This window comes from Spirosoma harenae (assembly GCF_054776975.1).
The window spans coordinates 261,958-283,628 of record NZ_BAAHBD010000054.1 but is presented as its reverse complement, the minus strand read 5'-3'; the positions used below and the strand labels follow the sequence as shown (position 1 = coordinate 283,628).

The 21,671-nt window shown below is 48.9% G+C and carries 19 protein-coding genes; 12 read left to right on the top strand and 7 right to left on the bottom strand.

What is annotated here, in order from left to right; all coding sequences use genetic code 11:
- Positions 1-3: 3 nt before the first annotated feature.
- The 4 genes from ACYVE4_RS33395 to ACYVE4_RS33380 all read right to left on the bottom strand — a co-directional run bounded on the left by ACYVE4_RS33395 (position 4) and on the right by ACYVE4_RS33380 (position 6,399).
- Positions 4-2,325, bottom strand: a complete 2,322-nt coding sequence (locus tag ACYVE4_RS33395; protein ID WP_461044761.1) for a DUF5682 family protein — start codon at positions 2,323-2,325, stop codon at positions 4-6.
- Positions 2,322-3,401 carry an ATP-binding protein gene (locus tag ACYVE4_RS33390; RefSeq protein ID WP_461044760.1) on the bottom strand — a complete coding sequence of 360 codons (1,080 nt, stop codon included), beginning with the start codon at positions 3,399-3,401 and terminating at the stop codon, positions 2,322-2,324. Before ACYVE4_RS33390 ends, ACYVE4_RS33395 begins: the two co-directional genes overlap by 4 nt.
- Before the next feature lie 73 nt (positions 3,402-3,474).
- Complete coding sequence (locus tag ACYVE4_RS33385; protein WP_461044759.1) at positions 3,475-5,034, bottom strand: DUF5691 domain-containing protein; 1,560 nt, start codon at positions 5,032-5,034, stop codon at positions 3,475-3,477.
- 9 nt (positions 5,035-5,043) lie between these two features.
- On the bottom strand, positions 5,044-6,399 hold the full coding sequence (locus tag ACYVE4_RS33380) for an SWIM zinc finger family protein (RefSeq protein WP_461044758.1): 1,356 nt from the start codon (positions 6,397-6,399) through the stop codon (positions 5,044-5,046).
- Between the two features lie 204 nt (positions 6,400-6,603).
- Here ACYVE4_RS33380 and ACYVE4_RS33375 point away from each other — a divergent pair, with 204 nt between their 5' ends.
- Positions 6,604-6,876, top strand: coding sequence for a hypothetical protein (locus ACYVE4_RS33375; RefSeq protein ID WP_461044757.1), 273 nt, complete (start codon positions 6,604-6,606; stop codon positions 6,874-6,876).
- Between the two features lie 394 nt (positions 6,877-7,270).
- On the opposite strand, the gene ACYVE4_RS33370 is transcribed toward ACYVE4_RS33375, so the two are convergent.
- A complete protein-coding gene (locus tag ACYVE4_RS33370) occupies positions 7,271-7,633 on the bottom strand; it encodes a hypothetical protein (protein WP_461044756.1) in 363 nt (120 codons plus the stop codon).
- Positions 7,634-7,794: 161 nt separating this feature from the next.
- Here ACYVE4_RS33370 and ACYVE4_RS33365 point away from each other — a divergent pair, with 161 nt between their 5' ends.
- Positions 7,795-8,274 (top strand): FKBP-type peptidyl-prolyl cis-trans isomerase, encoded by a 480-nt coding sequence (locus ACYVE4_RS33365; protein ID WP_461044755.1) that lies wholly within the window; start codon positions 7,795-7,797, stop codon positions 8,272-8,274.
- Between the two features lie 46 nt (positions 8,275-8,320).
- The gene (locus tag ACYVE4_RS33360) at positions 8,321-9,469 is read left to right on the top strand and encodes a glycoside hydrolase family 43 protein (protein ID WP_461044754.1); all 1,149 of its coding nucleotides are present in this window, start codon (positions 8,321-8,323) and stop codon (positions 9,467-9,469) included.
- A gap of 25 nt (positions 9,470-9,494) precedes the next feature.
- On the opposite strand, the gene ACYVE4_RS33355 is transcribed toward ACYVE4_RS33360, so the two are convergent.
- A complete protein-coding gene (locus tag ACYVE4_RS33355) occupies positions 9,495-10,142 on the bottom strand; it encodes a hypothetical protein (protein ID WP_461044753.1) in 648 nt (215 codons plus the stop codon).
- A 365-nt stretch (positions 10,143-10,507) separates the two neighbouring features.
- Here ACYVE4_RS33355 and ACYVE4_RS33350 point away from each other — a divergent pair, with 365 nt between their 5' ends.
- From ACYVE4_RS33350 to ACYVE4_RS33310, 9 genes are all read left to right on the top strand, one after another.
- The gene (locus ACYVE4_RS33350) at positions 10,508-11,164 is read left to right on the top strand and encodes a DUF2975 domain-containing protein (RefSeq protein WP_461044752.1); all 657 of its coding nucleotides are present in this window, start codon (positions 10,508-10,510) and stop codon (positions 11,162-11,164) included.
- Between the two features lie 3 nt (positions 11,165-11,167).
- Positions 11,168-11,416, top strand: coding sequence for a helix-turn-helix domain-containing protein (locus tag ACYVE4_RS33345; RefSeq protein ID WP_461044751.1), 249 nt, complete (start codon positions 11,168-11,170; stop codon positions 11,414-11,416).
- Positions 11,417-11,446: 30 nt separating this feature from the next.
- The gene (locus ACYVE4_RS33340) at positions 11,447-12,559 is read left to right on the top strand and encodes a serine hydrolase domain-containing protein (protein WP_461044750.1); all 1,113 of its coding nucleotides are present in this window, start codon (positions 11,447-11,449) and stop codon (positions 12,557-12,559) included.
- A 279-nt stretch (positions 12,560-12,838) separates the two neighbouring features.
- Complete coding sequence (locus ACYVE4_RS33335; protein ID WP_461044749.1) at positions 12,839-13,279, top strand: hypothetical protein; 441 nt, start codon at positions 12,839-12,841, stop codon at positions 13,277-13,279.
- 46 nt (positions 13,280-13,325) lie between these two features.
- Positions 13,326-13,940, top strand: a complete 615-nt coding sequence (locus ACYVE4_RS33330; RefSeq protein WP_461044748.1) for a histidine phosphatase family protein — start codon at positions 13,326-13,328, stop codon at positions 13,938-13,940.
- Positions 13,941-14,033: 93 nt separating this feature from the next.
- Positions 14,034-14,510: a hypothetical protein gene (locus ACYVE4_RS33325; protein WP_461044747.1), complete on the top strand. Its 477-nt coding sequence runs from the start codon at positions 14,034-14,036 to the stop codon at positions 14,508-14,510.
- A 134-nt stretch (positions 14,511-14,644) separates the two neighbouring features.
- Positions 14,645-16,342, top strand: coding sequence for a PKD domain-containing protein (locus ACYVE4_RS33320; RefSeq protein ID WP_461044746.1), 1,698 nt, complete (start codon positions 14,645-14,647; stop codon positions 16,340-16,342).
- Between the two features lie 123 nt (positions 16,343-16,465).
- Positions 16,466-17,779, top strand: coding sequence for an OmpA family protein (locus ACYVE4_RS33315; RefSeq protein WP_461044745.1), 1,314 nt, complete (start codon positions 16,466-16,468; stop codon positions 17,777-17,779).
- A gap of 18 nt (positions 17,780-17,797) precedes the next feature.
- Positions 17,798-18,532, top strand: coding sequence for a hypothetical protein (locus ACYVE4_RS33310; protein ID WP_461044744.1), 735 nt, complete (start codon positions 17,798-17,800; stop codon positions 18,530-18,532).
- Between the two features lie 138 nt (positions 18,533-18,670).
- Here ACYVE4_RS33310 and ACYVE4_RS33305 read toward each other — a convergent pair whose 3' ends face one another.
- Positions 18,671-21,658, bottom strand: a complete 2,988-nt coding sequence (locus ACYVE4_RS33305) for a CHAT domain-containing tetratricopeptide repeat protein (RefSeq protein ID WP_461044743.1) — start codon at positions 21,656-21,658, stop codon at positions 18,671-18,673.
- Positions 21,659-21,671 lie beyond the last annotated feature (13 nt).

Genomic DNA, 21,671 nt, shown 5'->3' with positions numbered 1-21,671 from the left:
AATTTAAACACCCAATAATTCTTTCACCACGCCCAACACCTGACTGGCTCGCTCTGCATTAAATGAAGTGCCCTCGGTATTGGTAGCAGTAACGACTGGTGTCGCAATCCCCTGACGGGCTTTTGTCCCAAGCTGCCGTCGGTCGGCTGGTTCGAAACGAGCGAATGTTCGACGCAGAATGGGTAGCAATTCCGAAAAATGATCGGTTGGAAGATCGGCTACCCATTTATAGAGCAGATTCCAAAGCACCTGATCATACAGCAAAATCAGCCCACTTCCTGACAAAAAGCCCTCAAGCCAGGCCGCTGAGGATGCAGGCGGTTGACTAGCCGAGAGCGCCAACCCGAAAGCGGTCGTTGTTTCGGGGAGACTAAGGAGTTGTCCATCGAACAGAATGCGGCAAAGTCCACCCGTGATCAGCGGATTGATACCCGGTGCTGAAGTATCGGAAGTCAAGTGCTCTGCTTTAATCAGCAGTTGATGCATCGTCGTGTTCCATTGAGTTCGTAATGCTTCGGTTTCGAGCAGGCGAGTGGCCTCGTTGACGAGCCGTATCTGACTTAGCATGGAAGCGGCACTGTCGTTATCAAGGCCGTAGCAGGCATTGGGCAAACCAATACATACGCGGGTAATAAGTCCTTCGATGAGTTGGTGAATAACCGTCAGATCAGTATTACGCACATTACCGTACCGACTCACATTAACCAGGGGCGTAAAGGCCTGCATCAACTCAAGTACATCGGCCGAGACGGTAGCGAGTTCGCCAATGCGGGCCAGTAACTGTTCAATAGCGCCGAACAGTTCAGCTGGAATGGCCTGCTGCATCAATTGAGCCAGATCGCCAATCCGATTCGTATGGCCGCTCTTATCTATAAGGAAACTCGTAGCCGCATTCTCAACGCTATTGCCGAAAATCGCCTTTTCAATAAGTTGTAGGACCATTTCGGGCTTCCAGGTCAATGACCATACTTCCTTAAAGGTACCTTTGGTACGTACGGCATTTCGTGTGCCCCAGCTTACTTCAAGAACCACAAGGCGATGGAGTAAGCGGCTCCGATTTAGGTCAAGGTCTTTCCGTAAATCGAGTTCGTAGTCCTTCCGTTCGGCGCTTTGTGGCAACCGAAGTTTTCGGGTAAGTTCCTCAAAATCGGCCTGTAACGGTAATTTTGGCGTGCCGCTGGGGACTTGCCCCATTTTTTTGCCGACGATCAGTTCCTCCTCTACCAACTTCAGCAGAATGCCATCACCGAAGCACAGCACAGTTGTCGTGGCTTCATTCAGTTCCGATAGACCAGCCCTTGGCAGATTACGCAAAGCAGCCAGCGTTTCGGCCAGTCGATAGGCTTCAATCACGTGGGCTGTGGAGGTATCCATTTTGTTTTTTCGGAACAACCGGGCTACATGCGTCAGCCAACGGATACCATTATCATCGGGGTGGTGCCAGTTGTGATCATACCAACCGGGTGACGTAATCCCGGCTCCATAGCCACTGCGCCAGCCTAATCGATCGTAGGTCCATGGAATCCAGGTCGCGCGGACAGCCGTTTTAGGCAATCCTTTCAGCAAGCGTGTATCCTCTTTTTTTGTGCTTGCCCAAGTGGTTAATCCGGGTACGTGCCAGGCTCCGCATACGACCACCACATTGCCAAAGCCATCCGTTTCGGCCTGACGGATCAGCTGCCGCATGTACGCTTCCCGCAGGTCATTCTCTTCATTCGGTGCTGCATGGTCGCGCAGGGCAGTCATGGCTTGCTGGACAGCATCGAAATGGTCGAGAGCATACCCTTTACTGTATCGCTGCTCCACATGCTGCTCCCACCAGGCTTCACTATCATCGTATCCATCCGCTTGCGCCAGACTTAGCAACGATGTGGTTTGCTCTGGCTCACTGGAAGGTTCATCAAGTGTCGTTGTCTCCAACGTTTCAGCGGCAAGTGGGACGGCTTCGGAGTCTTCATCTGATTGTTGATCGTCAACCTTTTTTAGCTCCGTCTTTTTTCGCTGCTCAATTCCGAACGAATGACTTACTGGCAAGTCGATCATTCGGGCAGGTACATCTTGCTGAACGGCCCATGTAAGCGCTTGCCACTCGGGCGAAAACTGGGCAAAGGGATAGTATACAGCCTGTTTCAGATCGTCCGGATTGTAAGCTAGAACTGCTACAGGGGGCTTTAACTCGGTGCTGATCAGATGAGTCAGTACAGTATCGAGTTCTGGTGGACCTTCCACCAGGACCAGGTCCGGCTGAATCAGAGCCAGCGCTTCCAGTACGTACCGAGCTGAGCCTACTCCGTGGTGACGAATGCCGAGAAGGGTCAGGTTCATAAGCTAATCTCCTTGCAGGCCCGATACATGTCGCGCCAGTCTTCGCGGGTTTTGAGAACGGTTTCCAGGTATTCGTTCCAGACAACTTTGTCCTGTACGGGGTCTTTAACGATAGCACCCACCAACCCAGCCGCTACATCGTCCGCCCGCAATTGACCATCGCCGAAATGAGCAGCCAATGCCAACCCACTATTGACAACGGAAATAGCTTCAGCTGTGCTCATCGTACCGGAAGGGGTTTTGAGCTTAGTTTTACCATCATTAGTAAGTCCCAACCGTAGTTCGCGGAAAATGCTGACTATCCGTCGAAGTTCATGCATCGATGGCGCTTCGGCAGGTAGTTCCAGCGTACGGGCTAAACTAGCTACCCGCCGTTGAACAATATCAACTTCTTCGTCCATACTTGATGGAACGGGCAGGATTACCGTATTGAATCGCCGTTTTAACGCACCCGATAATTCATTGACGCCTTTGTCGCGGTTGTTGGCCGTGGCAATGACATTGAATCCTTTTACGGCCTGAACTTCGGTGTTTAGTTCGGGTATCGGCAATACTTTTTCGGACAAAATGGTAATCAACGTATCCTGTACATCAGCTGAAATACGGGTTAATTCCTCGATTCGCGCAATTTTGCCCGATTGCATGGCGGTCATCATGGGTGTCGTGACGAGCGCGCGTCCTGAAGGGCCTTCGGCTAATAACCGGGCATAGTTCCAACCGTAGCGAATGGCTTCTTCGCTAGTACCCGCTGTTCCCTGAATCAGCAGTGTAGAAGTGCCGGAGATAGCAGCCGCGAGGTGTTCGGCGACCCACGATTTAGCCGTACCGGGAAGGCCGTACAGCAACAAGGCGCGGTCGGTTGTCAGCGTTGCCACGGCAATTTCCATGAGACGGCGACTGCCAATGTACTTGGGCGAGACAATAAAGCCGTTTTTCAGGGTACCGCCCACCAGATATGTAACAACCGCATTGGGCGACAGAAGCCAGTTGGGTGGCCGTTGGGCGCTATCCTGTTTGGCAAGTTCAGTTAGTTCTTCGGCGAATTGTTGCTCAGCGTGTTGGCGCAGGACGTTCATACGAGTTAATTTGTGGTTTGTTGTTTATACTAGAGACGCGTGATTCGACATTCTCGAATCTGGATGCTCGTTTTCAGAATTCATTAATTCGTCGGCGCAGATCTAGCCAGCGGGTAAGCGGGCCAAGAATCTGGTTTTGGATGGTTGTTTGCTGGTACTGCTGATACGCCGTTTCATTGCGTGACATAGCTTCGGCAAGATGGCCTAGTCGGGTTCCTGGATGAATAACTAACACCGAATCGGCCAGGAACTGTCGCTGGTTGGGATATAGCTGATAGTGTTGACGCATCAGCTGCATCATTTCCTGAATGATCCATTCGCTGAAATCAGCCGACCAGACCGGGGCATCAACAGCAATAAGATAACTGTAGGCGTCCGCGTTTTTAGCCAGTTCATCAGTACCCATTAGCCTGTCTTCGCGGATATGTTGCGGCAAGATGGCCAACAACTGAGTTCGTTGGCTGGCGGGCACCGAACTAATTAACTCCCTGGCTATTCCAACAAGCTGATGTCGGATAACAGGCTGGCTGAAATACAACATACCTTCTCCTTCAAACCAGCTTTGTCGTTTTAGCTGACTGATCAATTGATCGTCTGCAATACCAAACAGCGTAGTCCAGCAGGAAGGATGCATACAGGACAGAAACTGGTAGAACCATTGCCGGACCTGATTCGCGTCCGAAAGAGCCGGATCGGATTCAAATCCATACGAAGCCATGGTTTTGTCATTAAAAAACGCATCTGGGCGATCCGGCAGACTCAAGACCTTTATTTTGTTGATGAGCAATTCGCGCTTCACCGTTATGTATCGACTCAATGTATCTTGCGTCTGAACAAACAAGGCCGATTCGGGCCGATCCAGTAGTAGCGCAACTGTCTGTGCGCGAAGATCGCGGTGAGCTGCATTTGGTTTTTTTGTGGAATCCAGTTCGACCAGAATGGTTTCTGCAAAAGGAATGTCCTCAGGTATAGGATTGGTTACCAGTAGCTTTACCCATGTAGTCCGATCTTTAGCCGATTCAGTTGCCCAGCTTTTTTGCAATAAGGATAAAGCCCGAAACGGGTATTCTTGTCGCATCTGGCCAAACGCGCTAACGCGCTCAATGCTTTTCCCTTCCTGCCAAACTACCTCAGGGTCAGGGGTAAGCAGGTAGTGCCAATCAGGGTTAAATGGAATAAGCCAGTTTCCTCGATTTCCCATAACCGTTCGTAGACCAGGGCGAATATCGCTATAAAGCGGTTTGGCGAATAGATTGAATAAGGCTGGTAATTTGTCGGGAGGAATCAACCAGCCTAGCTCGGTACACCGGCTTAGCCAGAACCCCAGCAATCGCCGGTTGGGTGTCGATTCATCCAGAATTTTTGCCAGAACTCGCAGGGCTATAGCGGACGCGTACGACTTTGTTTCTGGCTCACAAATAGCAATATCAGGGATAGCTATGGCAGCCGGTTCATTGCCTGCACGTACATAGTTACCGGCTAACGCGACCGTCTGAAGCAAAGCCTGTTCAGGCGAAGTGTCAGCCTTAACTAACTGTAATTCTACAGGCAATTGAGTTTGGTCGAACGACTTACGTTCGGTGCCCAAAAGTGCGGTTTCGACCAAAGCTTGCCACCAGGTTGGATTCGTCATCAGGGCTGGTTAGAAAAGATGATACGAAGAGTTGATCCAGATGCCTAGCGGAAGAACCGACGATTCAAGTCGCAGAACAAAAGCTTTTACCGGATTCCCACCGCTCAAAGCCAGCCATTTGTAATAAGAATCACTTGACCAGTTTGGACTAATTGGCTGGCTAAGTCCATTTGTGTCACGCAGGTAATGACGGCCATTTTCAGTCAGCAACGTCAAAGAGCCAACGATTTGCGGAACCTCATCGAACCAGGGCGATTGGCTTACAACGTCCGTTAGTACCTGTTGGGCGACCGACCAGTCGGCACATCCGGTTGGCAGTTCATCACCACTATTTTTTTTGGTAGTGCTTTGCTCTTTCAATACAGCGCGATATGGCCAGCGGCCGGGGTAGAAGACCAAAGCGGCATCGACGGAGGTTCCGGGTACGAGCATCGTTTGGATGGGCGTATTTCTAAAGGCGAAATTCAGGATAAAGGCGAACCGCTCAGACCGTTGTCCGTACAGATAATTCCGCTGAATGGTCAGGTCGTCTTCAACTGATGTTTGACGGGCCAGCACCCAAAAACGATCAGTCACTGTATCAGCGGTGGGCGACTCAAGCAACTCTTTTTGGTTGACGGTCAGACCAATCAATGTTTTTACATCATCCTGTAAATCCGCTGGTAACTGATCGAGTCGGTTAAAGGCATGCATGAGCAGGTATAACTGACCAACTTGTCGCAGGGCTTCGCTTTGCCAGCCGTTACCGTCAAAAAAAGGAAGGTTGCCGAGTTGCTTTACCCGAGTAGCCAGACCGGGCGCTTTGGCATCGACCATGCGAGCAGCCGTTTGTTGCCAGAACGCTGATCCTTTATCTGGCAGACTCAAAAGACCTGTTCTGATCAGATCTTCCGTCCAGCGCGACAGATCGGCTACGCCAGCCCTAACGCTGTCCAGCCGATCATTGGCGCGTTTTTGCTGGCTTTTCGTTTTCGTGAGTTTGGGTTCCAGATCAGATTCGTTGGGCGGTTCGGCAACCTTACTCGTTTTTTCTACCCGCTTGTCCATCCAATCACTTACCCACGAAGGTTCAGAGGATGTCTGTGTAAACGAATCGGGTTCGCGGGTGTAGAGGAGTAATAACCCCAGGCCGTGCTTACAGGGAAACTTACGACTCGGACAGGAGCATTTAAAGGCAATATTGATAAGGTCAATTTGTGTGCGGTACGGGTCTTTGCCACTACCCTGCACCTCTCCCCAAAGTACCCGATCAGAAACAGCGCGTGTAGGCCATTTCTTCGAGTTGATGCTAAGATCTTTCCCAGCTTTAAGCGAGGCAGCATCGGGAGCCAAGGACTGAATTTGCTCTTCGGTGAAATGGGCCACGATTTTTACTGGTTACGCCAAGTGCTGCAAAACTAACCGATTCAGGGGTGTCGTCAAGGAAAAGGAGTCTAATTAAGCCGTGTTTTCTTCAGAAAACGGCTACCTCTTAGGCCGTGTCTGCTTATAAACTCAATATAGCCCAAGAGTGGGTAAACGGAATGGTGATTTGCCTTAAGCATTCACACATTAACTGACTTATCAACGATGAAAACGATTCATTTTTCCCTTGATCTGCGTTCATTTTTCCTGGGAGCTCTCACTATATTTGGCGTTGGACTTCTCGCTAATTTCACGCCTTCATCATCAAAACAAGCCCATCAAACTACCAACGAGCATCAACGCTATCAGGCCGTTACGGGTGCGCAAGGTTCCATTATTCTTGATACCCAAACCGGGCAGTATATCCTGGTCTACGGCCCAGGGAAAGGGCTACGCACAAAGTTTGACTTCAATGAACTGGAGCCGAAAGGCAAATAACGGTTTACTGACATCGTTACTGCTTACTTTAATTTATTCCAGCGACCAGTCATGAACTGACCAGGGTTTGATCTTCACCACCATGTTTTGGATTCTTAGTTCAGGTCGGCGGATAGGCGGATAGGTCCGGCAGCGGCAAAATTCCCGCGTGGCTACTACAAAGCTATTCATCGTTCAAAAGTAGCTACAGCACGGTTTCTGAGCATCTGCAAAGCGTAAGGAGTGGCTGAACATCACAAATAGAAATGTTTCCTGATCGGAGCGTTGCCCAACTGACTGCAAGGCACTAATGCTATACTTATCGCCTTTTACCGGCCAGGAATCTGATACTGTTTGGTTGGTCTGGCTAGCGATTATGGCGCTGCCTGACCGACCAAACAGCCAGTTGTTTTTCTTAACTGACCAAAAAATTAACCGCCTGTTTGAGCGTACGTTCATTCTCACTTTCGGGATCGGTATAAGATCGTTCGCCTACATCGATGGTGAGCTGTTTGCCCAGTAGTTGTTTAGTATCCAGGTCCTTGCCAGCCACAACGGGTATCCCTACCTCTTCAAATAGGCCCACAATGGCCGGCATACCAGCCTGAGATTGGTAAAATCGGTGCGATACATATCCCTCCTCGTTTTCAAAACGTACAGCAAAGAAGGGAATGGCTTTGTGTTCGCTTTTCCCTTCGTCGATGTGGGTAATGGTAACTTGTTGGCGACCATCTGCCAGGAGGGGTTTGTCCTGTCCTTTTTCTACGACAATTTTCATAACGTTATATTTTATTTGTATTATACAACAGAGAGAGTCAGGTTATTGTTTTTTTTGCAATTGTTATTTCCATCAATATTTTGACGATATTCTTACTACGAATATGTTTTAGTTATAACATACATAGAAAATTCCTTTGAGAAAAGTCCTACCTTGCAGCTATGCTAAAAATGCTATCAAAAGCTATTATACTTGGGCTATCCAGCCTCTGGCTCCTAACGAGTTGCCAGTCGACGCCCTGCGAGTCAACACCTGTACTGACGAAGGCATCCGACGAAGAGGTTGCTACGCTGAAGCAATTCATTGAATCGAGTCAGATTAAGGCTACTGCTGATAAACGGGGGTTCTATTATACCATTCAAACGCCGGGCAACGGAGAAAAACCAACCGTTTGCTCCAACGTCAGTGTCAATTACGAAGGTCATTTAACCAATGGCATACGGTTTGACAGTGGGCAGGACGTCCGATTTGGCCTGAATCAATTAATCGTGGGTTGGCAGGAAGGTATTCCCCTGATTGCACCTGGTGGACGCATTACACTGTATTTACCCCCTTCGCTGGCTTATGGTGATCAGGAACAGGGGGATATTCCCGCCAATTCGATCCTGATCTTTCAGATCGATCTCCTAGCCATTCACTAATTTATCTCCATTTGGATACAGGCTCACGTAAGAAATAACCAGTTCTATGCTTAAAAATCTGTTTTTACTTCTCTTTTCGACGGGCCTGTTTCTGTGCCAGGCAACCGCTCAGACTTCCCCAAGTGTAGCTCCGGTTAAAGCCATGTATACGAACCCCTTACCGGTTCAGTTTGGCGATCCGTTTGTTTTGCACACCCATGGCATGTATTACATGTATGGCACCGGTGCAGGCGCTGATAAGGGATTTGTAGCGTACTCATCCAGCGATATGGTGAACTGGAAACGCGAAGGGCAGGTCTATTTTCATGACAATCCACAGGGTTGGAGCGACCCTAACGCGAAATGGGGCGGTGCCTATTGGGCGCCTGAGGTCTATGAAGTGAAGGGCAAGTTTTATTTATTTTACAGTGCCCAATGGAACGTAAATCCGACGCATGAAGAGGAAAACTTCCGAATCGGTGTAGCCGTGGCCGATAAACCAACCGGCCCGTTTATTGACCTGGCCAATAAACCCATCTTTGATCCGGGCTATCCCATCATCGATGCCAACGTATTTATAGATACCAATGGGAAAGCGTATTTATATTATTCGCGCTGCTGCTACAAACACCCGGTCGAGAGTGAAGTGGCCGATTTAGCCCGCCAAAAAGGCTGGTTCAACCAGATTGAAGAAAGTTGGGTATACGGCGTCGAACTCAAACCTGATTTTTCGGGCGTTATTGGTCAACCTGTTCTCTTGTTACGTCCTCCCGTTACTCTTAGCGATAAGCAAGCCGAATGGGAAAGCCGATCCGTGACGGCTCGCGAAGTGAATCGGCGCTGGACGGAAGGATCGGTTACGTTTAAAAAAGACGGTATTTACTACATGATGTATTCGGCCAATTACTTCGGAGGTCAGCATTATGCCATTGGGTATGCCACCGCCAGCTCGCCGTTAGGCCCCTATAAAAAAGCGGCTAACAACCCAATCGTACAGAAAAACACGCTACAGGGAGGAACAGTAACGGGTACCGGGCATAATAGCATCGCTTACTCACCGGATGGGAAAGAAATGTTCTGCGTTTATCACGCCAGAACATCAAAAACCGGCGACGAGCGAATGGTATTTATAGACCGGATGCAAGTAGGGCAAGGTATCATCAAAGTAATAGGACCGACCACTTCGCCCCAAAAGCGCCCTTCAATCACAAAATAAAGGGCAGCTTTTATCAATTTTCTCTCTAGTTCCGATCGAAGGAATACTGTTTACCCGGCTCCAATAACGGGTGTGGTCCTGTTAGCGTATCATCATTGATTGTGTAGCTGACATTCTCAAAAAATACGTCAACAATCCAGGGTTCGAATCGAAACTCGAAATCATTATGGGCTTTGTTTGTGATCGCAAATACCGAGTAGCGATCTGGGCAAAGTTCGAATCGTAGCGAAATAGCGTCGATGGGTTGTTTACTAAAACGGGCCTGTCCATCAGCGTTGGTCATTGCTCGCTGAACATCGTTACCGTTTTTAGTCGCAAAAGAGACATACCTTACTAACTGCTTATTCGGATCAGTAATACGCACAGTAATCTGATCGCCTGGCACTGTACGACTTTTAACCAGCGCAAAATCTTTCTCTGGACGAGGCCGGCTAGTGAGGATAATTTGATTGCCCTGTTTCTTCCAGGTGCCTTGCCCGAACCGATCAAGTGCTCCGTAAGCAAAGAAAAATTCAAAAGTGGAATCCGGATTTAATTTGAAACCCGATCCGACTTCGCGGACGCCGGTCAGATAGTATTCTCCAGCAATTGATTGGGGCGTTTGTTGCGCAAAGGATTGAGTCATAATCAGGCTGGCTACCAGTCCGATGACTGGGTTAAAACGTGAATGCATGTAGTTGTTGTCTTTGCCCAAAGCTATGCCTTCCGACAGGCGCAATGCCAGCGTCAATTAACAACTGGTGTGCAGCAGTCAACAAACGGAGAGAAATGAAACTCGATCTCCACACCTGCTGATCTGAAGGATTTTTGCGACAAGCACTATCTGAACCTGTCTTTAGGTGTCGCCGATGGTAGAACAATCATGATGAGCCCTGTTCGATGCCTGAATCAACAAGCTGATGAATCTAACTGCAATAATGACTCATTTCGGCAAGAACTCTTATGCCTATTCAATAAATATTTTCTATTATTCGATTAATATTTATTGATAATCAATAAATATTCTTTCCTTTGTGACATCAATATAATCTCGACACAATGGAAACTAACTCACCTTCCTGGGTATTCCCCACCGTCAAGCGGTTGGTAACCCTATTCTATTATCTGGTGCTGGCTGTTCTGATTCTATTCGCAGCCATGAGTTGCCTGAAACTTTTACAGGCACAAACCGGCCCATTTCCACTAGGTCAGGAACCCCCAAACTATGTATCGGTTCCAGTAGCCTGGGCACCAGCCAGCGATAAAACTATCGCGACGACTGGCCAGCCCCCGTTGTTTTTGGTTCCTCAAAAACAGACCGGGCAACTCCAGGTTCCTATCCGATCAATACCTGGTCTGTTGATGAGTCTGCTAGGACTGGTCGGCTTGGTAACCGCAGCCTGGATGTTCTTTTTACTCCGGCAAATTTTTCGCTCGGTTCAGATCCAATCCCCTTTCCAGACGGCCATTGCCCGACGCATTACAACCATGGGGTTCCTATTTTTAGGACAAACCGCCGTTGAAGCCCTCCTTAAACTGGCACTTTGGTATCAGGCAAAGCCTTATTTCAGCCACATTCGGCTCGCCAGTCAAGCGTCGCTGAGCGTAGATATTCAGTTGGATGGTCCCTGGCTGTTGGGCTTGATTTTACTGGCCTTAGCCCAGGTTTACCGAAGAGGCATCGAACTCCAGCTCGAAAACGAACTAACTGTTTAACCCATGCCCATTATTGTCAATCTGGATGTGATGATGGCTAAACGCAAGATGTCGCTTTCTGAACTAGCCCAGAAAGTAGACCTCACGCTGGCCAACCTCTCGATTTTGAAGACCGGCAAAGCCAAGGCGATTCGCTTTAGCACCCTGGAAGCCATTTGTCAGGCTCTGGATTGTAAGCCGGGGGACATTCTCGATTTTGATTCCGACAGCTCCACCCCCTCAGAGTCACGCGAAGAACACGCCCTGCACTGATTCCTCTCACCTGTTTTCCCCGGATACCTCATGGTCCAGACTCGGATGGAACGTTGTCTGCTAAGTCTGCAACTGGCAGCTTCGCTGGCACTGATTAGCTTACCCGTATTTGCTCAATCGCATCGTCACCCATTACAGGCAGCTCTTCCGGCTATCATGGATAGTGCCGCTATTCCGGCTATATCCATTGCTGTAATTGACAATGGACAGATTAGTTGGCGGGAGGGCTTTGGCGTAAAAGACAGTATTACCCAACAACCTGTTTCAGCAACTACCATTTTTCGAGCCGCATCCTTAGGCAAGCCGGTATTCGCTTATGCCGTCCTACAATTAAGTAAACAGGGCAAACTAGCGTTGGATACGCCTTTAGTGAAGTATGTGCCAGCAGGCTATATACAGGCCCGGTTCTTAAAAGAACCCATGAGCGACGATCGGATCGCCTTAATTACTGCCCGTATGGTATTAAATCATACCAGCGGTTTGCCCAATTGGCGGACCGAAGGCAAGCCCTTAGTCACCCTGTTTCCTCCGGGCAGCCGCTACAGCTATTCAGGCGAAGGCTATTACCTGCTACAAACGGTAGTCGAATATCTGGTCAAACAACCTATTGAAACCTTCATGCAACAGACGGTCTTCAAGCCCTTAGGCATGAGCCATTCCAGCTACGTGTATCAACCAGTGGATTCGCTTTCCTATGTCCGCTCGTATGATAGGGAGAGAAGGCGAGTGCCCGATGAGGTTGAAGCAGCCAATGTAGCGCATACGTTACGAACGACGGCTGAGGATTACGCTCGCTTTGTGATTGCCGCCATGATGCCGGCAGAAGGAGATACAAACCCATCTACTACCCTACTGAGTTCGCCGGTGAAAACTGATATTTGCCAGCCTGGTCAAGTCTCCTGGGGATTAGGCATTGCTATTCAGCACACGGCCCATGGTGATCTATTTTGTCAGTGGGCCAAAAGCCCTTCGGCGAGTGGGTATGTGATCGGCTCCCCAAGCCAAAAGAAGGCAATGATCTACTTGGTTAATATCGCCAATCAAGGCTTACGAGTAGGTGAGCGGCTGGTGGAATTAGGATTGACCTATACCGATCCATTATTTGGCTGTTTTGGGGTTCGGCCGTACAATGCCCGCCCATAACTGGACGACTTGGTCGCGAAGGCGATGAGGGCGCATTCCGTACGAGCTTTTGAACCTTCTCTTCCAATTCCAGAATTCGAGGATCGAATGTAATCCCGTTTTTATGAGTTGATTTCACCGGCTAATGAGTCTAACTCCATTACGCACACGGATTTATTTTTTATTCTGTGAGGCTGGCAGGTGTAACGTTTGGCTTAATCGTGCATAAACGAGTAGTGTTTCACTGAACCGTTTGAAATGGTGAAACAGATCAATCGTTAAACACAACTAACTGAAATCATGAAAACGCTTCGCTTACTTGCCGCTATCCTTCTCTTTCCATTGGTCTCTTTGGGGCAAACGATTTATGAAGTAAAATTCATTGCAGGCTCAACACAGTACCGGGGAGCCCTGGTTATGGGCGACAATGGAACGGGTAAAATGCGTGTTCGCTTTTATAAACAGGGAGTAGGGCCCGTTATGATAGAACAGTATATGAGAATGGAAAATACGAGATACGGAAACCGCCTGACTGGTTATAATCCGGTTTATCCGGGTACTACCGTGCGCTACCCTACTTACAATGCTGATAATTTTTACATTTCTCAGGATGAATACGGCAATCTAACCATGACGAATATTGACGACCGGGGTGTTACCGCAAATGCCTCGATCCGGGTATTCCAAACTACGTATGATAAACAACGATTTCTGAGCGACTTCAACTGGGAGCTTCGGTAAAACCCAGTACCTTTACTTATCCACTCAAATCACATACTTCTTATCGATGCCCACCCTGGTTTTTATTCGTCATGCAGAAAGTGAAGGCAATCAGCAGTCACATCTGATATGCGGTCGCTCCAATCATTATTCGTTATCGGCAACTGGCACCCAACAGGCAAAGCTGCTTGGTCAGCGATTACAGCGCGAAGGAATATCATTCGATCACTGGTTTGTTTCGCCCGCTGTAAGAACCTTACAGACTTCCGAACTGATAGCCGAGTCGATTAATCTGCCAGCGGTTCGTATTGCCAATCAGCTACAGGAACAATGGATGGGCGACTGGGAAGGTGAACTCAGATCCGCTATTTATTTACCCGAGACGCTCGCCCTGATGAATGCGAATGTATGGCGTTATAAAGATCACAATGGCGAATCTCAGTTTGAGGTCGAAACCCGTATGCTCGACTTTATCAATCCTTTACTGGACTTACCCGATTCGGCTACTGTGGGGTTGGTGACGCATGGGATGGCGATAAAATGTCTGCTGCGTGGTATTATGGATTTCTCACCTGGTATGACACATAAAATCCGGCTGCACAATACCTCATTGACCAGCCTGACATATAAGCAAAATGAATGGTTTATTGACCGAGTGAATGACTATGCTCATCTACCTTGAACAACATCTACTGAACAGATAAACACGAGCCGGGGTAACGCCCGGCTCTTTTGTACATAAATGGGTGATGTTTCACTTAATACGCTATCACCCATGTCTACCAATGCGTTTGGTTTCACCCTGATTATCGCTATCCTGCTAACAATCTTTGCCTGGTCTTCTTTGTCAGAAACAACGGGTAGTACCATTCCGAAAAATACGTTTCGGGGCAACAGAGCAGAAGTCGATACCATTGCCAGTACATATACCCATACGCTCATGCGCGAGTTTAATCCTCGTACGGGTCGTAATCCACACTATACCATCAACTCATGGCATTACGCGCCCGATACCGACGTGTATACCATCGACCTGACAGCTTCGTGGTCGGGGAAGCCCGATGTATGGTCTCGTGCCTGCACGTCTGAACTAAACGTTGTCTGCCACGCAGCGCGGGACGGCTCGACAGTTGAAACCGAGCAGCCCCGGATTAATGCCTGCATCGAAGCCGGACAGCGGAGCGATCTACTTTGGAACGCTCTCGTTAAGCAACTAAGCCAAAAAAACGTGGTTAAGCCCATCTTCCGGTAACCTTGATAGGCATTTGGCACAGACTCAGACGAATAAATATAATTCCATTTAAATTATTGATTTGATGTAACGTTTGGGATAGTAGTTCATAAAGGGTCAATGGGGCACTAAACAACAACCCCCTCATTGATGCCATGAAAAACTCATGTTTCCCCAAAAAATCAGTTGCGTTTTCGCACGCTATACTGGTTCAATTCACCCTGTTCCTGTTACTGATGGGCATTGGGTTCGTTGGTTGCAAAAAACCAGCAGACCCGGCTCCCAAAGCCGGCATTCCACCGGTTGTTGTAGTTAACAACCCAACCCGTACTGCTGCGCTTGGTGCTCCGGTTGTTCTGGATGCCAATAGCTCAACGACTCTCGAAGACAAGACGCTGACCTACAGTTGGACAATCAAAGAAAAACCTGCTGGTAGCACCGCTGTAATTACGAATCCGAACAGTCTCACGGCGGGATTCATACCCGACAAACCTGGCACTTATATTCTGGTGCTAACCGTTACGGATGCCAATAAACAGGCTTCTTCGGTTGAGATAACGCTCATGGTAGCTTTGCCTGGTCGGCCTCCTATAGCCAACGCTGGCGTTTCGGGTACGATACAGCCCGGTAAGCGGATTGCGCTGGATGGCAGCAAATCCAGCGACCCCGACGGGGATAAACTGACTTACAGCTGGGGTTTTAAATCGAAACCGGTGGGTAGTTTGGCTGTCATCAGCAATGCAGATAAGGCAGTCGCTGAGTTTACTGCCGATGCGCTGGGTACCTACGTTGTGTCGTTAACGGTATCGGATGGAATCTGGCCTGCGGTTTCGTCGGAAGCGTCAATCACTGCCGTCACGCCAACCAATCGGGAAACAAGTGGGAGCTGGACGGCAGGTACGGGTACGGGTGGTGGTAACGATTATACGCCCCGCAACCACTTCTATTCCTTTGAGGTGACAGGCAACAATCAGCCCGTTTCGCTGACGCTGACTTCATCGGACATTAATGTCGGTTTTTACCTCTACAACCAAAATGGCGAAGTAATTGACCGGTACGGCAGTGGCTTTGGTCGCAATCAGACCGACGACTTCATCGTGAATGCGGGTAAGTATACCGTGCTGGTTTGCTCAGGTCAACGCTACGACATTGGTAGTTACGTCTTAAAAGGCCGTGGGCTCAATACGGACTTTACCCGGATACCTGCTTTACGCCAACTGGCAGCTAATGTGTCATTCGGTGTAGAAGGGGGTGGAGGTGTCGAGATTACACCGCGTAACCACTACTACACGTTTGAGGTGACTCAGGATAATAGTATGGTCGATATTAATATGCAATCGCCCGAAAGCCCCGTTTGGCTCACCCTGTTCGGTACGGCTGGCGAACAAATCCGCTACTCTTATGTGGGAGCCCCGCAGCATCTGCTTGAAAAGTTAAACAAAGGCACGTATAGCCTTTGGGTAGGTTCGAATACCCGGGACGTAATTGGCAAATTTACCCTCGACATCTTCGGACAGGTGCAAAATCTGAAAGAGTACGTGTTCGATTCATCGATCCTCAACGATGAGTATCGGGGCAAAAATGCCACCACGACCTACACGCTTAATGTAACGGCTGACAACACCAAGCTGGATATATCGCTACGATCACCCGATGTTGTTGGCGCGTTCACCGTCTTCGATCCTACTGGTCGACAAGTGGGTTACTCGTATACGGGTAATTATCAGTTCATTGTGCTTGGAGCCAGCAAAGGTCAGTATAAGATCGTGGTTCAGCCAGCCAGCAACACCAGCGGTATTGGCAAGTACAAGCTGTCGGTCTATGGTAAGTTCACCGACCTGCAAAAGCAATAACGATCATGGTTTTAGGGAGATCGGACAATAGATCTCCCTAAAACCATGACTCAGGCAAGCCTCCTCAAGCGATTTCCTTTACTAACTGAATTACAGCCTGTTCACCTTTTTTCTCTTACACATATGTACAAATTCCTTCTGCCACTGCTCTGGGCCGTATTGCTAGCCGGATACACTTACGCACAGGGTATTCCACCAACTCCCTCCCCGGTATCTCCTTTAGCGGAGACGGCAATACCGGCTAATCCACTTAACCAGATTCTCGACTCGCTACGGGAAAGGCCCGAATTGAAAGGGTTAAAAATCAAACTGCGGGCCATCAACTTCAAAACGAACTCGTTCGATCTTACCGCGGGGAGCGCTGCCTACCTGGATACGGTGGCCAGTGTTCTGAATAAATTCCCAGCCTTAAAACTCGAAATCGGCGGGCATACGGATAACGTTGGAACAGCGCACGACAACCAGATTTTGTCGGAAAATCGAGCGCGGGCCGTACGCAACCAGTTGGTTGGGCATGGAAACGTAGTAGACAAACGGTTAACGTTTCGCGGGTATGGTGAATCAAAGCCAGTAGCTACCAACGCAACGGATGCTGGCCGTTTACTCAATCGCCGGGTTGAGATGCAGTTTATCGGACTGGATGATCAGCAGACCGTGAAAATCTACCTCCGAAACGGACAGGTCATTCTCGCCCCTTTAGTGTATGTAAACAATGTCTCCCGAACTGTTCTGTACAAAACCAGCGAAAATGCCCCTTTGGTTGAGTTGCCCTGCGGTAGTATCGTGAAAATTATATACGCTGATAATAGCACCCAACTCCTGGATTGTCCGGAGGAAACCCGCCCAGTCGTTGCGCATCAAGACTCCGTACCCGTTACTCCAAAACAGCCGTCTCCCTATTACCTGCGTCTATACGGATCTAGTGGCTACATGATAGGTCAGCGGCCTGCCTGGACGAGCAAAACGGAAGGGTATGCACACGTTCTGGGTTTTGGGGGCGGGTTGACCATCGGGCGCAAATTGTCTCGGCGTATCAGCATCGAAGCCGGAACAGGCTACTGGCGCTGGTCGACCGTGGTTAACTATAAGGCGGGGTCAGATGGACCGATCTTACGACAGTACTATAGTAAAGCAACCCAGATTCCCTTGACGTTTGCGTTGCCAGTTCAGGTCGGCCCACACCTGTATCTGATGCCGGAAGGGGGGATTAATCTACTGCGACTCACGGCCGGTTTTGATGGCGATCAAGTGACATCCACTCATTTCCAAACGCATTACGGCGGTACGATTGGCTACACCACCGATCGAACCAAGCCTGTCTGGCTGGACTTTGGGCTTTTCTATCGGAGCTATCAAAATCTATCAAAAAGCGAATCGGCTATCCTTCCCGCCATGCAGTACAGTGGTTTGAAACTAGGTCTGGGCTTCTCATTTTAACCTTATATCCTGTCAATTATGAAAAAGATACTAATTATCGCCGTTATCACCTTGGGTTTAGTAACCGGGTGCACCATTAAAAGGGAGGTCATCGTACCTGTTGGGGACGACTTCAGTACGGACATTCAACGCGCTGTACCAGCTGAAACGATTGCTAAGGTACGTGAGCTGGGCGTAACGATTTACGACGGACGCACTCCGCCTAACATAGAAGGAGCGTATCTGATAGCTCGTAACTACATGACTAAAAGCAGCGTTCCCAATGAGACCGTTCAGCCCGACGGCTTTGCTGATCTTAAGCTTCGCATTTACAGCCAGAGCAGTGCTAAATTGACAGCATCGCTGGATACCAAAGCGATTGACCCCAATACAGGTGACGTATTGTCGACGGCTACTGGTACGGGTACGTTTTTGTCGGGAAATGGCAACTTTTTTTCTCTGTTTGTCGTGGTGGAATCAAAACGAACCAATAGTACGACCCGGAGTCGGACACTGGAAGTATATTCGGGCGAACTAACGGCTACAGGCATTCGAAACCTGCAATCCACTTTATTCATGCTCGAGGATTACGGCGATCCAAATAACGAACTGATTCCGATCAATACCGGACGAGCCTTTAAAGATAACGATGGGTTCTCCGAACGCACAACCAATTTCCGAATAGCGGCATCAGAACGTGATATGGCCACACAAAATCCGGCTGTTGAGCAACTTCTGTTTTCTACGATGGATGAGCAGCGTGAAGTCAAGTGATGCCTTAACGTTGATTTGGCAGACTAAAAAAGCCACCGTTTGGAGCACTTTCCGAACGGTGGCTTTTTTGAAGCAGTATTAAGTATTGTTGAATCAGTGAATGGGCTTTTCGACGCTGTTCGTTTCGTCATAACGTCCTTATTCAATCAGCACAAAAGCGGCCCATTTATATGGTTCCTTAGGATACAATGTCCGCATCTGCTTTTGTGCGAAGCGATAGGCCTGGGGAGCCGAGCGTGTTTTTAATAGTTGTTGATAAAATAATTGCATGTATTGCGCAGTCTCAACATCAGATACACGCCATAAACTCACCAGTAATTTGTCGGCCCCGGCAATTTGGAAAGCGCGTTGCAGTCCATAAACGCCCTCACTCTCCAGCACCTTACCCAGACCCGTTTCGCAGGCACTAAGTACGACTAAATAGGTACTCTTCAAGTCAAGTCCCGACACTTCGTAGGCCGTTAAAATACCGTCATCGACGCCCTGAATGGGTGTTCCCCCTTTCCAGACATAATTAGCTCCGGCCATAATTAGTCCCGACCGAAACAAGGGGTTTTCAGCCTGTTCAAATGGTGTACGCTCAGCACCAGAGACACCCAGCCCGCCAGTTTCGGACTTTACCAGATCAGGAAAAAAGAACCCATGCGTAGCTATGTGCAATACAGCAGGGGAATGGCCAGATAACGCTTTTATACTACCTTCTGTAGCCGACAGTCCCATTATAGTAGTTGTACGGGGAGCAGGCAGCAACTTACCAAGGCCTTCCACTTCCGTTTTGGTACCTGGCAAGTAGATCCACGACTCCAGCCGATTAGTTGTCCCTCGTCCTATCCGGTGCGACACAAATGAATTGGCACGTGGTTGCCTGGTCAGCATAGTGCTGTCAGAATCGTATACGATACCCCCATAGAGATTACTGCTGAGTGATCGTGTGGACAGTAAAGCTGCCGGTTCGTTGCCGCGTAAAGCAATGGATCGAGTACTACCCACCTGCTGAAAATCGAAACGGTCTGCCAGGCAAGTACGTTTACTGGCGTCGGCAAGATTGGGGAGGGCAGCCAGAGCGATTTGATGCAATCGTCCTGAAGCCGACACCACCAGTGAACGTACTCCCACCAGTAGCGGAGCCAGCGGTTGCCAGATCAGTCGCGAGAGAGCTTGCCCACCTGTGAGCTGCTGTTGATTAGTAACGCCGACCACCCCACCCCGGTAAAACTCGTTAATAGCTGGCGCTGAAGCACTGCTACCCATGAGCAGTTTATCGAGCTGACGCTCTTCACACAGAAACACCATTCGAGGAGCTTTCCAGCCAGGGCGCAACACTAGGGCAGCATAATAGGTACTATCGGTAGGGCGCTTATTCCAGTAGGTGAAGTGAACGAATTCGATGGCGGCTTCGTCAGGCCGGAGTTTTTGCTGTACCTGCGGCCATTCGACACGAAGTGCCTCGAAGGCCTTTTTGTAGTCGGGCACGTTAAGCCGAAGCTCTTCATCAAGAGCAGCAATGCGCCTTTCCAGTGAGTCGATATAGGTCCGTCGGGCAGTGCCTTTGCTGTATAGCTCGCCTAGTTGGCTTTTCAGTAGCAGAAACGTTTCGTACCGTTTGCTGATAGACGTATCGGTGGTGTTGCTTAATTGTTGCTGGAGTTGTTGTGTTGCCAGTAAACTCACCCCTTTACTAATCAAGGCCTCGTTATAATTAATACCAGCCAATGCCAGTCGAGGATTGGTCGTTTGGAGTGAATAACTAAAGTAGCTGGCATCCGTCTTCTGCCGATATTGGCTAATTGCCTGTTCGCTAAGCACAGAAATGTCACGCAGGTATTGATTTCTACTGAGACGGCTGGCATCTGTAAGTAAAGAAACCGCTCTTTCGGTTTGCCCATGTCTACTGTACAGAAGTGCCAGATTATTCAGCCTATTGATATACTCGGGATGTTGTTTGCCTATCGTGCGTTCGGTAATGGATAAACTCTTTTGGAAGGCCGCTAATGCGCTCTCATATTGATCCAGATACATATAGTCGACGGCCAGATCGTTCAACACAGAAGCCGTGAATTGATTCGAAGAACCATACAAAGTCTCCATCAGCGACAAAGCCTCTGTATGCAGGGGAACGGCCTGCTTAAACGCCTTTAATTTTGCTTCTGCGCTGGCAACATTGCTTAATCCAATAGCATAGTCGGGATGCTGCTTCCCAACCGTCAGAGCAGTCATCGTCAGGCTCTTCTGAAAAAGTGGCAAGGCTTTTTCATGTTGCCCCATATTGCCATACAGGTCTGCCAGATTATTTAAGCCGCGAGCATAGTCGGGATGACCCTGGCCCAGCGTTCTGGCGAGAATTTGCAAGGATTGATTGTACAGCCTTAGTGCATTGTCATACTGCCCCATACTCGTGTACAATCCGGCCAAATTGTCGAGACTAAAGGCATAGGCAGGATGATTTTCTCCCTGACTTTTTTTCGTAATGCTTAGGCTTTCCTGGTAGCGTGGCAACGCCTGATCGTATTGTCCCATTTCAACCATCACATTGGCTACGTTGCCCAGGCAAATGGCATAGCTTGGATCTTGTTTACCAAGCGCTTGCTCAATACTGGTTGCCGCCTGCTCATATAGTGTGAGTGCCTTATCGTATAAACCCGTTTTCTGATACAAGCCCGCAATGTTATTCAGGTTCATAGCGTATACAGAATTATTTTTGCCGATAAGTCGCTCGATACCCACATTTGCCTGCTGATAAAGGGGTAAGGCTTCGTCATAACGACCCATATTGACAAATAACATTGCCAGATTATTCTGCGTGATGATATAATCCTTACTTTGTTTACCCAATGTCTTCTCCCGAATGGTGAGGCATTCCCGATAAACCAACAGGGCTTGGTCATACTCTCCCAGACTTTCGTAGGTGTTAGCCATCAAGCCAAGTGCATGAGCATACTCGGGATTCATCCTGCCTGCATTCCGTTCATAGAGGCTGGCAAGTCGCTGGGCAATACTCAAAGCCTTCGTAAATTCCCCGGCATTATATCGCTCCTGAAATTGCTGAATCAGCTGATCCGGAACTGAGGGTTGAGCCAGCACAGAGATCGAAATCAGGAAGCCTAGTAAAAAGAACGGTATACGCATAATAAGGACAGAA